General features: G+C 61.4%; 18 protein-coding genes, 1 tRNA gene and 1 pseudogene. 7 read left to right on the forward strand and 13 right to left on the reverse strand.

The window, feature by feature from the left end; all coding sequences use genetic code 11:
* The first annotated feature begins 139 nt into the window (after window positions 1-139).
* The gene (locus LGR54_RS25920) at window positions 140-313 is read left to right on the forward strand and encodes a transglutaminase domain-containing protein (protein ID WP_370638103.1); all 174 of its coding nucleotides are present in this window, start codon (window positions 140-142) and stop codon (window positions 311-313) included.
* Window positions 314-477: 164 nt separating this feature from the next.
* Here the strand turns inward: LGR54_RS25920 and nhaA are convergent, their stop codons facing one another.
* The 3 genes from nhaA to LGR54_RS01670 are packed head-to-tail and all read right to left on the reverse strand — an operon-like array spanning window position 478 to window position 2,980.
* A complete protein-coding gene (nhaA, locus tag LGR54_RS01660) occupies window positions 478-1,812 on the reverse strand; it encodes a Na+/H+ antiporter NhaA (protein ID WP_230360245.1) in 1,335 nt (444 codons plus the stop codon).
* Between the two features lie 52 nt (window positions 1,813-1,864).
* Complete coding sequence (locus LGR54_RS01665; protein WP_230360246.1) at window positions 1,865-2,677, reverse strand: transglutaminase family protein; 813 nt, start codon at window positions 2,675-2,677, stop codon at window positions 1,865-1,867.
* Window positions 2,678-2,704: 27 nt separating this feature from the next.
* Window positions 2,705-2,980: a DUF1488 family protein gene (locus tag LGR54_RS01670; RefSeq protein WP_214009079.1), complete on the reverse strand. Its 276-nt coding sequence runs from the start codon at window positions 2,978-2,980 to the stop codon at window positions 2,705-2,707.
* A 118-nt stretch (window positions 2,981-3,098) separates the two neighbouring features.
* On the opposite strand from LGR54_RS01670, the gene LGR54_RS25925 reads away from it, so the two are divergent.
* Window positions 3,099-3,314, forward strand: a complete 216-nt coding sequence (locus LGR54_RS25925) for a hypothetical protein (protein ID WP_370638104.1) — start codon at window positions 3,099-3,101, stop codon at window positions 3,312-3,314.
* A gap of 124 nt (window positions 3,315-3,438) precedes the next feature.
* On the opposite strand, the gene LGR54_RS01680 is transcribed toward LGR54_RS25925, so the two are convergent.
* The gene (locus LGR54_RS01680; protein WP_230360247.1) at window positions 3,439-3,741 is read right to left on the reverse strand and encodes a hypothetical protein; all 303 of its coding nucleotides are present in this window, start codon (window positions 3,739-3,741) and stop codon (window positions 3,439-3,441) included.
* Between the two features lie 625 nt (window positions 3,742-4,366).
* On the opposite strand from LGR54_RS01680, the gene LGR54_RS01685 reads away from it, so the two are divergent.
* From LGR54_RS01685 to LGR54_RS01695, 3 genes and pseudogenes are all read left to right on the forward strand, one after another.
* Complete coding sequence (locus tag LGR54_RS01685; RefSeq protein WP_230360248.1) at window positions 4,367-4,684, forward strand: co-chaperone GroES; 318 nt, start codon at window positions 4,367-4,369, stop codon at window positions 4,682-4,684.
* Between the two features lie 48 nt (window positions 4,685-4,732).
* Entirely contained in the window at window positions 4,733-6,358 is a 1,626-nt protein-coding gene (gene groL, locus LGR54_RS01690; RefSeq protein ID WP_230360249.1) for a chaperonin GroEL, read from the forward strand.
* Between the two features lie 14 nt (window positions 6,359-6,372).
* Window positions 6,373-6,609: pseudogene (locus tag LGR54_RS01695) on the forward strand (hypothetical protein); the annotation flags it as partial.
* A gap of 408 nt (window positions 6,610-7,017) precedes the next feature.
* Here LGR54_RS01695 and LGR54_RS01700 read toward each other — a convergent pair.
* The 3 genes from LGR54_RS01700 to LGR54_RS01710 all read right to left on the reverse strand — a co-directional run bounded on the left by LGR54_RS01700 (window position 7,018) and on the right by LGR54_RS01710 (window position 8,717).
* The gene (locus LGR54_RS01700; RefSeq protein ID WP_230360250.1) at window positions 7,018-7,350 is read right to left on the reverse strand and encodes a DUF3768 domain-containing protein; all 333 of its coding nucleotides are present in this window, start codon (window positions 7,348-7,350) and stop codon (window positions 7,018-7,020) included.
* On the reverse strand, window positions 7,347-7,946 hold the full coding sequence (locus tag LGR54_RS01705) for a recombinase family protein (RefSeq protein WP_230360769.1): 600 nt from the start codon (window positions 7,944-7,946) through the stop codon (window positions 7,347-7,349). The genes LGR54_RS01700 and LGR54_RS01705 overlap by 4 nt, the downstream gene beginning before the upstream one ends.
* A 168-nt stretch (window positions 7,947-8,114) precedes the next feature.
* Complete coding sequence (locus tag LGR54_RS01710; RefSeq protein WP_230360251.1) at window positions 8,115-8,717, reverse strand: tudor domain-containing protein; 603 nt, start codon at window positions 8,715-8,717, stop codon at window positions 8,115-8,117.
* A 579-nt stretch (window positions 8,718-9,296) separates the two neighbouring features.
* Between LGR54_RS01710 and LGR54_RS01715 the strand changes: the two genes are divergently transcribed.
* Together LGR54_RS01715 and LGR54_RS01720 are read left to right on the forward strand one after the other, a co-directional pair.
* Window positions 9,297-9,767, forward strand: a complete 471-nt coding sequence (locus LGR54_RS01715; RefSeq protein ID WP_230360252.1) for a hypothetical protein — start codon at window positions 9,297-9,299, stop codon at window positions 9,765-9,767.
* A 1-nt stretch (window position 9,768) separates the two neighbouring features.
* Window positions 9,769-10,125 (forward strand): hypothetical protein, encoded by a 357-nt coding sequence (locus tag LGR54_RS01720; RefSeq protein WP_230360253.1) that lies wholly within the window; start codon window positions 9,769-9,771, stop codon window positions 10,123-10,125.
* Between the two features lie 298 nt (window positions 10,126-10,423).
* Here LGR54_RS01720 and LGR54_RS01725 read toward each other — a convergent pair whose 3' ends face one another.
* From LGR54_RS01725 to LGR54_RS01750, 6 genes are all read right to left on the reverse strand, one after another.
* Window positions 10,424-12,031 (reverse strand): DUF927 domain-containing protein, encoded by a 1,608-nt coding sequence (locus LGR54_RS01725; protein ID WP_230360254.1) that lies wholly within the window; start codon window positions 12,029-12,031, stop codon window positions 10,424-10,426.
* Between the two features lie 116 nt (window positions 12,032-12,147).
* Window positions 12,148-13,011 carry a hypothetical protein gene (locus tag LGR54_RS01730; RefSeq protein ID WP_230360255.1) on the reverse strand — a complete coding sequence of 288 codons (864 nt, stop codon included), beginning with the start codon at window positions 13,009-13,011 and terminating at the stop codon, window positions 12,148-12,150.
* Entirely contained in the window at window positions 13,004-13,336 is a 333-nt protein-coding gene (locus tag LGR54_RS01735) for an AlpA family transcriptional regulator (RefSeq protein ID WP_230360256.1), read from the reverse strand. The genes LGR54_RS01730 and LGR54_RS01735 overlap by 8 nt, the downstream gene beginning before the upstream one ends.
* 120 nt (window positions 13,337-13,456) lie before the next feature.
* Complete coding sequence (locus LGR54_RS01740) at window positions 13,457-14,491, reverse strand: hypothetical protein (protein ID WP_230360257.1); 1,035 nt, start codon at window positions 14,489-14,491, stop codon at window positions 13,457-13,459.
* Window positions 14,492-14,567: 76 nt separating this feature from the next.
* Window positions 14,568-15,752, reverse strand: coding sequence for a site-specific integrase (locus LGR54_RS01745; protein WP_230360258.1), 1,185 nt, complete (start codon window positions 15,750-15,752; stop codon window positions 14,568-14,570).
* Between the two features lie 179 nt (window positions 15,753-15,931).
* Window positions 15,932-16,007 (reverse strand) — tRNA-Thr (locus LGR54_RS01750).
* Between the last annotated feature and the right edge of the window lie 6 nt (window positions 16,008-16,013).

Genomic DNA, 16,013 nt, shown 5'->3' on the forward strand with positions numbered 1-16,013 from the left:
GGCGTGCCGACAGACAGGCTTGCTCTACTGAAGGACTGCAATGCAGGCGCGGAGGCATGGATCTCCTATCAGGGGCGCGGCGACGAGAGTACGCAGTCACCGGTCCACCCTGTAGCGCGGCTGGGGATTGTGCCGCGATATGGCAGTTCTCTTCGTCGAGGCCGTGCGGACCCTCGGTTTCGGCGCGCGGATTGTCTCTAGCTATCTGCACAATCCCTCCCAGGAGCTTGCGGGAATGATGGGCTTGGGATCAACCCACGTCTGGGCAGAGGCTATGTTCCCGGAGCGGGCTGGATCACTTTCGGTCCGATGAACCGCGGTGTGGGCGGCGCCAACCTCATCCCGGTTGCGGTTGGCTGCGATATTCGGCAGGTGATGCCCGTCACCTGGGAATTCTTCGGGACGAGCGGTGCGTTCGACGCCATGTCGGTAGACGTTTCCGTCCGGGCGTAAACGCAATCGAGCGCCATCCTTCGGTCAGCTGCCGCGCGTATGGCGCCATGGCGTTCTGCGAGACGTCAGCCAGTTCAATGCCAGGAAGCCGGCTGCTGCCGAAATGATGGAGGCGCCGAGAATGCCGAGCTTGACCGAGTCCAGAAGCGTGGGCTCGAAGGCAAGTTCGGCGATGAAAAGCGCCATGGTGAACCCGATCCCGGTCAGCAGGCTTCCAGCCGCCAGCAGGCCCCACGACAGCTCGTTTGGACGGATCCCCAAGCGCAACTTCACGGCAAGAACGCTGAAAAGCACAACCCCGGCAGGCTTGCCGACCACGAAGGCCGCGACAATCGCGGTGGTGAGCGCGGCATCAAAGGTCGCCGCCGCCATCGGCACGCCGGCATTGGCAAGAGCAAAGAGCGGCATGATGGCGAAGGCTACCCAGGGATGAAGAGCGATCTCCAGACGCTCGATTGGCGACAGCACTTCGCGCGTGGCGACGCCCGCTCGATGGAGGTCGCCGCGCGCCGCCGCATCCCCACTCCAGTGATCGCCGGGAGGATAGGCGACCACGCGATCGAGGATCGCGTGCAATCGCGTGTCACTCACCCAGCTTCGCGCCGGCGTCATCAGCCCGAGGATTACGCCGGTCACTGTCGCGTGGACACCGGAGGTGTCAAATGCGAGCCAGATGCCGCCACCCACCGCGAAATAGACGGGAATGTTGCGCACCCCCAGGCGCGAAATTGCAGCCACCACGGCAAGTCCGATCCCGGCGGCACCGAGAGCAGCCCAGTTCAACGTGCCTCCATAGCCAATCGCCACGACTAGGATGGCACCTACATCATCGAAAATCGCCAGCGAGAGCAGGAACAGCCGCAAGCTCTCCGGAATGCGCGAGCCGAGCATTGCCAGGCACCCGATGACAAACGCCGTATCGGTGGACATAACGATGCCCCAGCCGTTTGCCCCCGGACTGCTGCCAATCACGAGCAGGAAAACCCCGGCCGGTACCACCATCCCGCCGAAGGCCGCTGCCACGGGCAGGGCAGCGACGCGCGGGTTACGGAGTTCCCCTAGCACCAGTTCGCGTTTTAGCTCGAGCGCAATGACGAAGAAAAAGAGCGTCATCAGCCCGTCGTTGATCCAGTGCCTCAGCGAACGGGAGACCTCGACCTCGCCGAACCGGATCCCGGCCGGCATATCCCACAAGGCGAGGAACGAGGCTGACCATGCTGTGTTGGCGATAACCAGCGCGAGGACCGTGCTCAGCAGCAGAACCACGCCCGCCATGGCCTCGATGCGCAGGAAGCGCAGGAAGGGCCGGGTGAGCCGGTCTGCCGGTTCTTTAGGAAGCCGTGCGAGGCTCTCGCTCATTCGACAAGCCTCCTCTCACTCCTGATCGCCTCCCGGCCGGGCTCCTTTACATTTATGTCGGTCCCGGTACCTCGTAGGTCCATACCCTGAACGCCTTCAGGACGTGAGGACCGAAGGAGTTGATCAGCGGTATGTCAGCGGCGTCACGGCCGCGAGAGACCACGATCCGGCCGATGCGCGGCACGTTGTTGCGCGGATCAAATGTGTACCAAGCGCCGTCGAGAAAGACTTCGATCCAGGCGCTGAAATCCATCGGGTCTACGACCGGCACGCCGATATCCCCCAGATGCCCGTTCACATAGCGCGCGGGGATGTTGAGACAACGGCAGAAGGCGACGGCGAGATGGGCAAAGTCGCGGCACACGCCGACCCGCTCGTGGAAGGTCTCGAAAGCCGACCGCGTGGAGCGGGCCTGCATGTAATCGAAGCGGATGTGGTTGTGCACGAAGTCGCAGATCGCCTGCACACGGCCCCATCCGGGCGGCAGCGTACCGAACATGTCCCATGCCGTCTGGCTGAGGCGGTCGGTCTCGCAATAGCGGCTGCCCAGGAGATAGACGAGGGTATCGTCCGGTAGTTCCAGCACCGGCACTTCCTGCGCGGCCGGCAGCACCGGATCCAGCCCGCCATCGTCCTCGATGGTGGCGTCGCCCCAGATCATCAGGTCGCCCGCCGGCGCGACCAGCCGCCGGCATCGGTTGCCGAACAGGTCGCGATAGGTCGATGTCGGGACATCGGGGGTGGTGAAGAATGTCTCCGCCGCGCGGATATCGGCGGCGCGATCCTCATGGACGGACAGCAGGCAGACGAGCACGGTCGGTTGCTGGCAGGTCAGCGTTATCTCATAGCCGTAGCGGATCAGCATCAAGGATTCCCGGGAGTCGTGCCCCGTCTAACGGATGTCGGCGGCAGTGAGGATATAAGGGGCGCGGTGTCCGTTCGAATAGGCCCTGGACGCGGCCGCATAGATGGAGCTTCGCCGGGAGTCGAAAGCGGAAAGACATGCCGTTTCCGATGCCTCCGACAGGAACAACGGATTGGCCGGATTCACCAGCGCGCCGATGTCGACGAGGAACGCAACCTCGAACATGCCGTCATAGCCGGTGAACCGGACGGCGTTCCGCGCCTTGTCAAGGCTGCGGCTCGGATTGGGAAAGGCCAGCGTCATGGTGACCGTGCCGTGATTCGAGACATAACGCTCCGGGCGAGCATCCCCCCGAGTTGGTTCAAGGCGACAGCCTCTCTTCTTGCCCAAGAGCGGCGTCGAAAGTGCAGGAATGAAGTGTATGACCATTCTCGTCGACAATCCCGAGAGCATCAGGCCGCTGCGGCATTTCGAGCGACTGAGCCAGCGACCGCGCCAACCCTATCGCAGCGTCGAGGTCGACCGCGTCCACGGTTTCGCGGCCGACGACCGCATGCGCGTAGTCCCGTTCCCGTGTGCGATAGAACTCGATCACGAACTGCATCATATCTCTTTCTCGGCATCGGCGGTCAGCTGAGTGCCTTGACACGCGGTGCTCCGGCAGTGGTTTTCAGCTTCATATGCATCTCGAACGTACCGTCGGACTTGGAAGCAGCTCTTTCTTCGGCGTCCGGATCTCGCGGCCGCTGCGCTACTGTCCCTTAGCCATGGCTGAAGGTCTGTTCGAGAAGCGCGGCGCCCTCACCCAACGGCGCAGAGACGACCGGCTGCAGATTGTCTTCCGTCGTCACCCGCTCGTAGTGCTCGTTCTCATTGTGGATGCGGTACTGTAGCGTGTTTCCGTAAGGCGGCAGCGTGGCTGTGATGCGGTAGATGTCACCGGATTTCGAGGGATACGTGCCGAATCCGCCCTTCAGTCGAACGGACTGCCCGATTGCGAAGAGATGAGTTTCGCTGTCGCGCCGGGCCGGAGGAGTGCTGCGAAGCGGAGTGGTCGCGGTCATGTTGCTTGTGGTCCTTTTCAAGTGTGGTTTGGCAGGCCGCCGGAGTGTCCGGCGTCTGCGTCTGTATTGACGCCGCAGGGCGAACGCCCCGGGCACCCGGACGGGAAGATGGCGTAGGCACAGCGGAACAGGGGGTACGTAAATATCCGTTACGCCCCCCGATATCGCCTGATCCGGTGCTCGATGCTGCCAGTACATCCGTGGTCAGCGCAGGGTTCATCCAAATTCGAACAACGCGACATGCGCCCGGGAGGCGCCACGCATTCGCTGTCGAGAACTTGGTGATGTCTGGCGGGCCTAGGTCTCTGACACCGCGAAAGCCAACTCGGCCAAATCAACGAGTCCTACCGATACGCCTCAATCGCGATCCAAGCAAGCCAAACTCTCGGCGGCGAACAATCCGGGTCATCAAATTCTCGGACATCAAAATAAAACGTATGGGAATTCGCCTTTCAGCTGTCTCTCTCGGGAAATCGATCGTTCGATCGCGAGAGAAATTCGCGCCGAATATTTTCAAATATTTCGTGATCGCTGAATTATAATTTTGGCACTCCTATCCTTCGAGTGCCAAAGGCGCTATACAGATCCTGCGGTCGCCCTGTAGGCAGGCCGCGGAAAGAACCCAATGACATTCCGACCCCTCCACGACCGCGTCGTCATACGGCGTGCGGAAGGCGATCTGCTATCCAAGGGCGGGATCATCATTCCCGACACCGCGAAGGAGAAGCCCTCGCAGGGCGAAGTCGTCGCCGTCGGCCCGGGTGCCCGCGACGAGGCCGGCAAGTTGGTCCCGCTCGATGTGAAGGCCGGCGACACCGTGCTGTTCGGCAAGTGGTCCGGCACCGAGGTGAAGCTCGACGGCGAGGACCTGCTGATCATGAAGGAGGCCGACATCCTGGGCATCGTCGAGAAGACCGAGGCGGCGACCAAGAAAGCCGCCTGACCGGTCGATTTCCGATCCCGCTCCCCGAGACCGAACTGGACGAACATCATGTCTGCCAAGGAAATCAGGTTTTCCACCGACGCCCGCAACCGCATGCTGCGCGGCGTCGAACTGCTCAACAACGCCGTCAAGGTGACGCTGGGGCCCAAGGGCCGCAACGTCATCATCGACAAGTCCTATGGCGCTCCGCGCATCACCAAGGACGGCGTCACCGTCGCCAAGGAGATTGAGCTCGAGGACAAGTTCGAGAACATGGGCGCGCAAATGGTGCGCGAAGTGGCCTCGAAGACCAACGACCTCGCCGGCGACGGCACCACCACCGCCACCGTGCTCGCCGCCTCTATCCTGCGCGAAGGCGCCAAGCTGGTCGCCGCCGGCATGAACCCGATGGACCTCAAGCGTGGCATCGATCTCGGCGTGGCCGAGGTCGTCAAGGAAATCCGGGCCCGCGCCCGGAAAGTCGGATCCTCGGCCGAGATCGCCCAGGTCGGCACCATTGCCGCCAATGGCGATGCCGCCGTCGGTGAGATGATCGCCAGGGCGATGGACAAGGTCGGCAAGGAGGGCGTCATCACCGTCGAGGAGGCCAAGACCGCCGAGACCGAGCTCGACGTCGTCGAGGGCATGCAGTTCGACCGCGGCTACCTCTCCCCTTACTTCATCACCAACACCGAGAAGATGCGCGTGGAACTGGAGGACCCCTACGTCCTCATCCACGAGAAGAAGCTCGGCAATCTGCAGGGGCTGCTGCCGATCCTTGAGGCCGTGGTGCAGACCGGTAGGCCGTTGCTGATCATCTCCGAGGATGTCGAGGGTGAGGCGTTGGCCACGCTGGTGGTCAACAAGCTGCGCGGTGGGCTGAAGGTCGCGGCGGTGAAGGCACCCGGCTTCGGCGATCGCCGCAAGGCTATGCTGGAGGACATCGCGGTTCTCACGGCCGGCCAGGTGGTCTCCGAGGAACTCGGCATCAAGCTCGAGAACGTCACCCTCGACATGCTCGGCCGGGCCAAGCGCGTGCTGATCGAGAAGGAGACGACGACGATCATCGACGGCGCCGGCAAGAAGAAGAACATCGAGGCCCGCATCGCCCAGCTCAAGGCACAGGTCGAGGAGACCATCTCGGACTACGACAAGGAGAAGCTGCAGGAACGGCTGGCCAAGCTTGCCGGCGGCGTCGCGGTGATCCGCGTCGGCGGCGCCACCGAGATCGAGGTGAAGGAAAAGAAGGACCGCATCGACGATGCGCTGAACGCGACCCGCGCTGCCGTTGAGGAAGGCATCGTGCCGGGCGGCGGCGTGGCGCTGCTGCGCGCGAGGTCTGCCCTGAAGGCGCTGACGGGCGCCAATGCCGACGTGACAGCCGGCATCCTGATCGTGCTCAGGGCGATCGAGGCGCCGATCCGGCAGATCGCCGAGAACGCCGGCGTGGAAGGCTCGATCGTGGTGGGCAAGCTCACTGACGGCAAGGATCACAACCAAGGCTTCGACGCGCAGACGGAGACCTATGTCGACATGATCAAGGCCGGCATCGTCGATCCCGCCAAGGTCGTGCGCACCGCCTTGCAGGACGCCGGCTCGATCGCTGCGCTGCTGATTACCGCCGAAGCGATGATCGTCGATATTCCCGCGAAGGAAACCGCATCGCCGGCCGGCAACGGCGGCATGGGATACTGAGCGCAGTGCCTGAATCGCTGGTCGCTGCCACGACGGGTGATGTCGCGCGTGGAGAACTGGCGTCCGCCATCTGCGTCCAGCGGTTCAACGCCGCGTCGGACGCGCCTGCGAAGCTCGCCGAGTTCAAGGCGATCCCCAACAACTACAAGAAGCGTTAGTTCATCGAGGCTGGCGGCTGGGCGACCATGCCCGGCCAGACGTCGCCCGATCGTCGTGGTGTCGAAGGCTGCACGACGGTCCTCGCCACCTGATTGGCTCGGGCCGGGGTATCGTCAGCGAGGCATTCGATCTCGCCCTCAGGGTCGGCCGACCGGGTTTTCACTGGGAAATCCGCCGCTGGCCCTTTGCAGGCTCCAGCGCCTCGTCGGGTTGGTGGAGTGCTTGCAGGCGGATTTCTCCCCGCCTTCAGATCCGAGGCCGCGCTTGGGCCGCACGTGCCGCCTTCATGAGATGCTGCGAACAGATATCGAGCTTCTGGAAGACGGGGGATCCGGTCATCGCGGCGAGTGACAGGCCGGGTCACAGGGAACGTCGTCGACGTTGTCTATGTTTAGGTCAACAACATTCTGGCTGGCCAGCCGAGAATGTCGGCTCCCAGCCGCCTTACTAACGTCCGCTCATGGCGCTACCGGGGCATTGAGAAATCCTGGCACAAGCGCTCAATACTCCTGCGCGAGCATGATAGTGAGGACGCGGCCGGTCGCCCGCGGGTCGGCGGGAGCAGCGCTCCCGGCCGTCAGGGTGTAGTCATAATAGTCGATTTTCCAGAACACGCGGCCGGCTTCGGCGTGATCGATCGCACCGAAATCGTGCTCGCTATAGGGATCGTTGTCGGCAGAGAAGTCGTTGAAGCTGCGAGCCCTGGCGAGAACGTCTAACTGTGTTTGCATCGGCAGGGCCCGGATGCCAAGTGTCAGCATGACGCGACCGCCATTGAGGCTCATGCGCAGCCGGTCATTGAGCGCGGCGATGGTCGAGCGGCGATCGGTCATGACGCGCGCTCCGGCATGGCGACGATCGAGCAGTGTTCGACCCGTCCCATGGCGCCGCTGAGGGTCGAGCGCGCGACGCCAAAGGTCCGGCATACGCTGGCTTTCGAGGCGCCGGCGTCGAGTGCGGCGAGGATCTGTTGCAGCTTTTCTTCGTCGATGGCACGCGGGCGCCCGCCGCGCCGGCCCCGGCGCTTGGCGGCGGCAAGCCCGGCGATCACACGCTCGCGGGTCAAGGCCCGCTCGAACTGCGCCAGGGCGCCGAAGATCGAGAACAGCAACTCGCCATGCGGGGTGGTGGTGTCCATCTGCTCGGTGAGCGAACGAAACGCGATGCCGCGCTGCTTGAGGTCTTCGACGAGGGTGAGCAGGTGGATCAATGAGCGGCCGAGCCGGTCGAGCTTCCACACCACCAGGCAATCGCCGGGGCGCAGGAAGGCGAGACATTGCTGAAGCCCCGGCCGATCATCACGGGCACCGGAGGCCTTGTCATGGTGGAGATGACGCTCGTCGATGCCGGCGGCGGTGAGGGCGTCGCGCTGGAGGTCGACCGATTGCCGGTCATCGGCGGTCGATACGCGCATATATCCGATGAGCATAGTGGCTCCGATGTCAGTGGGGTTTTGGTGGGCGGCGGTTCGGCGACCGACCGGCATCCGAGTCATGTGCGGCCTGGGGCGGGCGCTGACGGCCATGGGCATGATCGGCTAGGGTACCGCCGGCCTGTTGCGCGAGGGCGCCAGCGGCACCCTCGCGGGGTCGATGGTTCAGCCGACAGCGCGGTCGGGCGGCGGCAGCAGGGCAAGCTGGCGCTTGGTACGCAGGAACAGCGGCTCGTCCGGCCAATCACGCCATTTCAGCACGAACAGGTCCGACGCCTTTACCTCGGTAATGGTGGCTTCCCACCAGCCCTCATTGGGCTCGGCGGTCGCCAGCACCAGGCTGCCGAGCTTGATGTCGCCCCAGTCGGTCGGCAGGCGAGAGCCGCTGAAGTCGTAGAGCGTCGGGGCGAGGCTCGCATGCTCAGCCTCCTTCTCCTCACTCACCGGGACGTCGTCGGTCATGCCGAGGGTCTTGACCAGCTCGGCATAGAGCTGGCCCTTCACGAAGGGCACGAAGGCCTTGCCGCTCGAATAGACCTTGCCGGCCGGCAGCTGCGCAGCGGCGGCCCGCAGGGCATCGCTGTCGAGCTCGGCGAGCTTCAGCCCCATGATGGCGGCGGAGCTCCGGGCGCTGTCGGCATCGGCCTCGAAGAAGCTAGCGGCATGCGGCTTGCCGCCGGAATCACGCCCGAACAGCACCACAGCTGCCGGGCGGGCGGCGGACAGCTTTTGCGGTTTGGCGACGACAGCAAGACTGGGCTTGGCCATTCAGGTCTCCTGATATGCAGAAGGGCCCCGAAGGGCCCTTGAGGTTGCGAACGACGATGGCGGCCGCGGCGGCGACCGTTCATGCACAATACACAATCTTGAGTTGTTTTTCAAGTTTAACTGGTTGTGGATACTGAGCTATCCGGCCCGTTCGCCCGCAAGTCGCGGCAGCGCCAGCGGTTTTCGCGCCGGTCGCCGTGCCGCACCGCAACGCTGATGAAAACACGTTGCAGTTCTGTACCTTAGCACCTATCATGGGGGTGCGTGTGGAAACGCAAAAGCAACCGAAGCAGCACCCTTGTCGGGTGGCCTGCTTAATAAAACACCCGGCTTCGGCCTAGGGGTGAACGGGTTTGCTCGTTCATTCGGATGGGGAATAGGCAGGACGTGTTGAGCTTCGGTTGCACGTTTCCACCCACCCGGCGCCAGTGCCGCGGTGGGTGGAGGTATTCAAACCGGAGCAACCCAAATGACCGAGCCTTGCCAGCCTGCCCAAAGTGACGGACCACCGATCCCGGACCTGTCGCTTCACACCCCCGCGCTGTTCACCATCACGCGGTAGCGCCGGGGAGCATCATCATGACCGTTTCAATCTGCAGCCGGCAGAGGATGACGCACGCCTGTGCCACGGCCCTGCTGCTCAGCGTTGGCCTCGTGCCGACAATCTCCAAGGCCCAAAGCCTCGAAACCCTCGCCACTGGCGTGGAGTACTATCATCAGAGCGAAAGTCGCTGCGCCTATGCCGATGGCGTCGGCATGCTCGTCGATGCGATTGAGGGCTTTGTGCGACCCGACAAGCCCTATCAGTGGGATGTCGAGCGCCGGAAGGCAGCAAAGGGCATTCCGATCGTCATCAACATACGGAAGCTGGAGAACAAGTCGGACCATACGGTCATATCCGACGATCAACTCTTCTGCGATGTGATGGCCTACCCGGTCAGCAATGTCGTCGAGCTTTCCGAACTCATTGTCGGACCGGATGCGAAGGGCCTTGAGGATACGAAACGCCTAAGGTCGGGCCATGGCCAGGTGAAAGAGGCGGAGGACTGACATGCGCATCGCTGTTTTGATCATCGCCCTGTCTCTGACGATCATCGTTGCGCTGCAATCCTGCGCCGTCGGCTTCGGCGGCAACCTCGGCGGCCGTGAGGAAGTCTCGGCCGCGGGCGGGGCCGGCTTCCTCGTAGCCCTGCTGTTCGCCCTCGGGGCCGCCTTCGCCATGGGTTACCCGAAGGTATCGATGGCGGTGTTCGCCGTGGCGGCCCTCATCGCCTTCGGCTTCTCCGGTGCGTTCAGCGACCTGAAAGTCTGGGGCATCGTCGCGTTGCTGCTCACGGGCTTGTCCTATATGGGCAGCCGCGAGCTACGGCGAAAACTACCGGTAAAGGCAGGCCCCGGACAGCTATGAGTACGAAGGCGCCCGCCGCGCGCCGAGCGCGAGCGCGGCGGGCGATCAGCCTAAAAAAATGCGGATATGTGTGGTGAGCAGTGAGCAGTTGGGTGGGCATACCGCGCAACTGCTCACCTGTTTTTGTGAAATGCGCGGTGATTTGGTGGTGCAATGGGGTAGGTGCAGTTACCCCTACCTACACCCCAAACCCCTCAATCAGCGTTTTTGCGATATTCCGACGATTGTGCCGGATAGCCGTGAAATACGGCCGGGGCCGTTCTGCCCCGGCTTGATGGTGAGTGTGCGTGACGGCTCATCAGGCCGCTCGCGGCACGTCCGCGAACACGCCACTGGCCTTGAGGCCGTAATAGCGCGAGCGGCTCGAAACCCCTTCCACCTGAGCCTGGATCGTGTTGATGCGCCCCCGCTTGGCGAGCACGAGCAAACCGCGCGCCTTGAGCTCCTCAATGACCAGGTCGAGATCACGTGCGTCAGGCCAAAATGTGTGGAGATAGTCGCGGCGCAGCAGCACACACTCGCCATGGGTAGGGAGCTTACGGCGAATACCGACCGCGCCGGCGGGAATCGCGAGCGATTTTTCGACATGCGGCAGGCAGCCGGCGGCCCGCGCGAGCGCGAGAAGCGCCAGAAGGAAATCGACCTTACCCACCGGGTCGAAGCTCGAAGCGAGAGCGCGCCGGTAAAGGCGAACGACAACCCGTTCGACGTGTGTGACACCGCGCCAAGGCGTTGTCCCGGCGCGCGTGGCGATGACGCTAGCGGCGAAGACAAGCCCGAATGCCGAGGCGAGGGGATGGTCGAAGACTTTCCAGCGCTTGCGGACTGCCTCGACAAACCGCATTTGCAGATCGATGGCGGCCGCCTTCACCTCCGCCTGATTGTCGACCAGATGCCGGATGAAGGCGTCGAACGCGATGCCGTAATTCGCCTCGACGGTCTCTTCGGCCTGGGCGGCGAGGTCACCGGCATCGTCATCCTCTGCCAAGGCGTTGAAGATGCCCCCGGCGCTCATGGGCAGAACCGGTAGGTCGACATGTTGCAGTTCAGTACCGCGCACGCGTCGGCCGAATGGCGCTTCCGACGTCGACAGGCCCATGGTGCGCCAGCCCAGTTCGAGCCGTTTAGACCGGTTGGCGTGCTTCGATGGCGCCGCATCAACGCTATGGACCACGGCATCGATGAGCGCCTTGCGCATTTCGGTGTCGAGGCGAATCTCGTCGAATATTGCCAGCAGGTCCGACCGGCTCGCGCAGCGCTCCGCGACGGTGCCGGGTCGAAGGGTATTGGCGGACACATCGACCTTCCGCGCCCGGCCGAACACGGATTGGGCGGCGCGCGAGCACACCGAAATGTGCGCTTCGGGCTCGCCCCACAAATGGAACAGCACGCCCCGCTCGATGCCGAGCAAGCCCGGAATGAGGCTGGCGAAGGCGAGGCAAATGCTGAAGGTCAAGGCGTCCGACTTCAGGCAAGGTGCGTGCAAACCGGCCTTCCAATCGTCAAGCGAGCCCCTTCGGCAGCGTAGCGCCGGCTCGCGCACCGAGCCGAGCAACTTCGAAGCGCCAGCCCCGTAGCTCGCGCGATGGCCGATATAGGCCTCGCCCCGCCAGCCAGAGCGCAGCGTAGCGCCGATGATATTGTCGGGCTCATTTGCAAGGGCGTCATCGACAAGCGCCCGTACCTCGTGAGGGGGCGCATTCAAGCCGTGGGCAAGCAGCGCACGCACCAGCTTAGCGATTGAGGTTTCCCGTGGCAGGTCGAGGGTTCGGCGTCGCCCGTTCAGATCGGTGAAGCTGAAGCGGTAAAAATAGTGCGGCGGGTCGGTGTCGAGCGACTTCAATATATGGGCGACTCGGAGGACGGGAGCTGAGTTGTGGTGTGCGTGCGACGATGCCTTGGTCATGTTCGGTTCCAATCAATCTGGGGGAGACATCGGCCGCGCGGCAGGGGGCCGCGCGGCCGATGTGTGTGGCTGGATGGGAAAGCGCGGCGACGGGGACTGCAGCGACGATGGCCGGCTCAGTCTTCGATCCGCACGAAGGTCGGCACCTTGTGATTCGTATCGAGGCGGAAGCCGGGGTGGATGATCCGGTTCACAAGGCCGAAGCCGTCGAGCATCAGCGCAGCCTCGACCCGCTGATGATTAAGCAGTGGCGGCGTCCGAGTATTCGCGCGGTCCTTCTCTCGCCCATCCCCCACCGGATCGATCGAGACCCGTCGCGACAGGTTCGGCCGAAACGTGTAGTTGATGAACTTGGGGTTACCGTCCCAGGGCTCGACAAGTAGGGGGCGGTCGACATTTGGCGTCGACGGCAACATCATCCGCAGTCGGCGGTGCCATACTGGCAGCCCGACCTTTGAGACCAGCAGGTGCGCGTGAGCACATTTGAGCTCCGAGCCAAGCTGTCCCCGGCGTTCGTTGAAGGATAGGTCGATCGCCCCCAGGGCAACCCCAGCGCCGGCAAACCTCATTACGAGAGAAATCAGCTTACGAGCTGTTTCGAGGTCGCCGGTCATGGTCTCCTTGCCCGGGACGTCCCACCGCGTCGGAACGATCGTGACGGAAACGAACTCCTCCGATCGCCCTTCCATCGCGGTCCAAGATGTCCGGGTGAACCAACGCTGGTGCGCCCGGATACACTCAGGGCATGCCCCGCTGAGGCATCGACGCCCGGCACGGCACTTGGCCAAGCGGGCAGCAAGTGCCCGCTTGGAGGATCGCTGGCCCGACGAGTTGCGGAGAAGCTCAATGACTTTACGCCGAGCCTCAATCGCTTCTTCCGCTTTCGCGAGCGGGTGCTTGTCGCACCCCTCCCACCGAACGAAGATGTCGTCACCGTAGTATTTTTTGGGCAGTTCGAGCCCTTGAAGGAGGTCAGCCATTGGCCCCCCCATCAAGCTCCACGTTGGTCATGAGCTGGCGGATATAGGCGCGGGGCCAACATGTTACCGAAGGGCCGAGCCTGACACCGGGCCGAACCCGCCCCGCCTTTACCCAGGCGTAAAAGGTCGACCGCGAGATCGGCCAAATGCCATTGGGCTTGACGATGTCACGCAAACGGACCCAGCCTTCATCGAGTTCGGCTGGCGTCAGGTCGACGAAGTTGGAAACCGTTCCCGTTTGCTGGACGGAACATTGCGGCGCGCTGGGCGCCAACCCATGCCTCCCGAAAGTCAGCGGCTCGAGAGAAGAAGGATAAGTAGCCATTCCTGTTCGCTCCATTCCGAAGCGTGATTGCTTCGACGATGGCGAAGACAGGTAACGACCACTTGGCCCTAGAGAGCCAAAGTTGGATTTCAGGAATCCAACTTTGGATTTTCGGCTGGTCTACCGGCGACCAACCTCATGCACGCCAAGGGCAGCTGCCGCTCGGCGCAGTGTGCTGCGGATGGCTTCATCGGAAAGCTTCAGGATTCCAGCGTAAGGCCCATCGATATGACGTGTCATATCGTCAATTATATCGCTGACAGCTCCTGAGTTTCCTGGAATTTTGAAACTGTATCCCCCGACTGCCATCGCCAAAATCAATTTATATAAGCTTTTTGTAGATGGCTTAGATTCATCCGGCTCAAAATTTAGTGCCATCAATGCAGCATTTTCGGTTCTTAGCCGTTGTACTTCATTTTGCAATTCCTGGTAATTATTATTATTTTCAATCTGAACATTCTTATCTGAAGGTATTAAATCGATCAGATTCTGAGGATAAGAAATTCCAAATTTGGCAATCCGTCTCATGAGATCTCTAGGCCTCAGAGGCTCTGTAAGATCTCCGGCTTGAATCGCTCGAGTGAAACGCTCAAAACGCGCTTCGTATTCTTTCTTGAATCGTGACCCAGGCATTGGCTCAGCAAGGGTCTCTCGATTTACAACACGTGGCTCTTTGCCGAAGGACAAGGCTGTCGCCTCATCCACTGACCAACACGCTAAATCAGCCCAATAAGTATAGTCTGCTTCGGCCTTTGGCTCGTTAAAAAAGCGGAAAACATCGCGCGCCTCCATTTTTTGAAGGCGAGCGAAAGTTTCTGATTTTATAACGCTATTGTAAATGTTTCGTAATTCTAGTGAAGGAGTTTCGTTCAGTAATTTATCATAAAAGTCTAGGCTTATCTTAATATAAAATTTTAGTGAATCGATATCATTCTGGCATACATCTATAAATTTATATCTTATATTTTTTCGATCTGATTCAGAAATATCATCTAATATCGATGGCAACCAAATAGGATTAGAAAAATATGACTCCTCCTCATTTCCAATATCACTCAATATCCGATCAAATACCTCTTCTGATATGTAAGGGAAATTATTATATCTAATTTTTGATATCATTTCCTTTTCTTTTTCTCGTTCTCTTTTAGACAATTTAGTCTCCGCGCTTCATTGTAATCGTTGAATTCGGATAGAGCGACATGTTCAAGCCTATTTGTAATATATTACCTTAAATCTCGCTTCTGACCTTATCAAGGTAGTTCGCCCACCACCCCATCATGCGGACGCGCTCATCCCAGTGCTCTCCGCGTGCATAGGCCCTGCGAACGGCGTTGCCCTCCACATGAGCCAATTGACGTTCAATGGCATCGGGATGCCAGAGCCCGCTTTCATTTAAGAGCGTCGAGGCCGTCGCGCGAAAGCCATGGGCGGTCGCTTCGTCCCGCGCATAGCCCAGTCGACGCAACGCAGCGTTCAGCGTGTTCTCGGAAATCGGCCGTAACACGCTGCGTACCGAGGGAAAGGCCAGCTTGCCCCTGCCGGTGAGACAGTGGAGGTCTTGAAGAACGACTACAGCCTGAGGCGGAAGCGGCACGCGATGTGGGCGACGCATCTTCGCGCGGCTTGCAGGAATGTTCCACTCTGACTTCGCGAAATCGAACTCTGCCCATTCTGAGGCTCGCAATTCTCCAGGCCGAGGAAATAGCAGCACCATCAATTTCAAAGCCGCCCGCGTCGTAACTTGACCATCAAAACTGTCGATGGCCCGGATAAGTGCGCCAAGCTTTTTCGGTTCGGTAACCGCCGCCCTTGGCGTGACGATCGGGGCGGCAAGGGCACCCTTCAGCGCGGCTGTTGGGTCGGCCTCAGCGCGCGCCGTGGCGATGCCATACCGAAACACGGCGCCGATCGTCGAGCGCAAACGTTTCGCCGTCTCGCGCCGTCCGCTGAGCTCGATGCGCTGGAGGACCGGAAAGATGTCCCCCGCTTTGATCGACGCAGCCGGGCGACTACCGAGATCGTCATATGCTAGGCCGAGTAGCCACTCGACCTTTGCGATGGTTCGCTCGGCCTTGCGCTCTCGCTTGAGCTTTTCGACGTACTCCTCCGCGAGCGTACGAAATGTGATGGCGACTTCCGCCTCCGCCTTGGCGGCAAGCTTTTGCGCCGATGGGTCTTCGCCAGCCAGCAAGGCACGCTTCGCCTGATCGCGGGCCTGGCGCGCCTCGACCAGTGAGATCAGCGGGTAAGGCCCGATCGCGAGCAACTTTTGCTTGCCGTCGAACCGATAGGCAAGGCGCCACAGCTTGGAGCCGTTAGGCTGCAGCCAAAGCTGCAGTCCCCCGCCATCTGACAATTTTCGGAGGGTTTTGCCGGCCTTGGTGTTCCGGCAGGCAAGATCGGTAAGTGGCACAGTCGATACCCCCGAAACGGGGCGATACCAACACCCCGATTTGCGATACCAACAATCGTACCAACTTTCACATTGGATAGCACTGCACATCGCCGGTCCGCGCTGGACACTGACCAGCGATCAAACCGTTGATTTTACAATGTTTGCTGGACTATATCGTACCCCGTTGGACGGGGTAATGGTGCCGCGGAAGGGATTCGAACCCCCGACCCACGCATTACGAATGCGTTGCTCTACCAGCTGAGCTACCGCGGCCCACAA

It is taken from the genome of Ancylobacter sp. Lp-2 (genome assembly GCF_020523795.1).
In the GTDB taxonomy this organism is placed as follows: Bacteria; Pseudomonadota; Alphaproteobacteria; order Rhizobiales; family Xanthobacteraceae; genus Ancylobacter.

Coding starts and splice junctions, on each gene's coding strand:
- LGR54_RS25920 (WP_370638103.1), top strand. CDS start 140: ATGGCAGTTCTCTTCGTCGAGGCCGTGCGGACCCTCGGTTTCGGCGCG.
- nhaA (WP_230360245.1), bottom strand. CDS start 1,812: ATGAGCGAGAGCCTCGCACGGCTTCCTAAAGAACCGGCAGACCGGCTC.
- LGR54_RS01665 (WP_230360246.1), bottom strand. CDS start 2,677: ATGCTGATCCGCTACGGCTATGAGATAACGCTGACCTGCCAGCAACCG.
- LGR54_RS01670 (WP_214009079.1), bottom strand. CDS start 2,980: ATGACGCTGGCCTTTCCCAATCCGAGCCGCAGCCTTGACAAGGCGCGG.
- LGR54_RS25925 (WP_370638104.1), top strand. CDS start 3,099: ATGACCATTCTCGTCGACAATCCCGAGAGCATCAGGCCGCTGCGGCAT.
- LGR54_RS01680 (WP_230360247.1), bottom strand. CDS start 3,741: ATGACCGCGACCACTCCGCTTCGCAGCACTCCTCCGGCCCGGCGCGAC.
- LGR54_RS01685 (WP_230360248.1), top strand. CDS start 4,367: ATGACATTCCGACCCCTCCACGACCGCGTCGTCATACGGCGTGCGGAA.
- groL (WP_230360249.1), top strand. CDS start 4,733: ATGTCTGCCAAGGAAATCAGGTTTTCCACCGACGCCCGCAACCGCATG.
- LGR54_RS01700 (WP_230360250.1), bottom strand. CDS start 7,350: ATGACCGATCGCCGCTCGACCATCGCCGCGCTCAATGACCGGCTGCGC.
- LGR54_RS01705 (WP_230360769.1), bottom strand. CDS start 7,946: ATGCTCATCGGATATATGCGCGTATCGACCGCCGATGACCGGCAATCG.
- LGR54_RS01710 (WP_230360251.1), bottom strand. CDS start 8,717: ATGGCCAAGCCCAGTCTTGCTGTCGTCGCCAAACCGCAAAAGCTGTCC.
- LGR54_RS01715 (WP_230360252.1), top strand. CDS start 9,297: ATGACCGTTTCAATCTGCAGCCGGCAGAGGATGACGCACGCCTGTGCC.
- LGR54_RS01720 (WP_230360253.1), top strand. CDS start 9,769: ATGCGCATCGCTGTTTTGATCATCGCCCTGTCTCTGACGATCATCGTT.
- LGR54_RS01725 (WP_230360254.1), bottom strand. CDS start 12,031: ATGACCAAGGCATCGTCGCACGCACACCACAACTCAGCTCCCGTCCTC.
- LGR54_RS01730 (WP_230360255.1), bottom strand. CDS start 13,011: ATGGCTGACCTCCTTCAAGGGCTCGAACTGCCCAAAAAATACTACGGT.
- LGR54_RS01735 (WP_230360256.1), bottom strand. CDS start 13,336: ATGGCTACTTATCCTTCTTCTCTCGAGCCGCTGACTTTCGGGAGGCAT.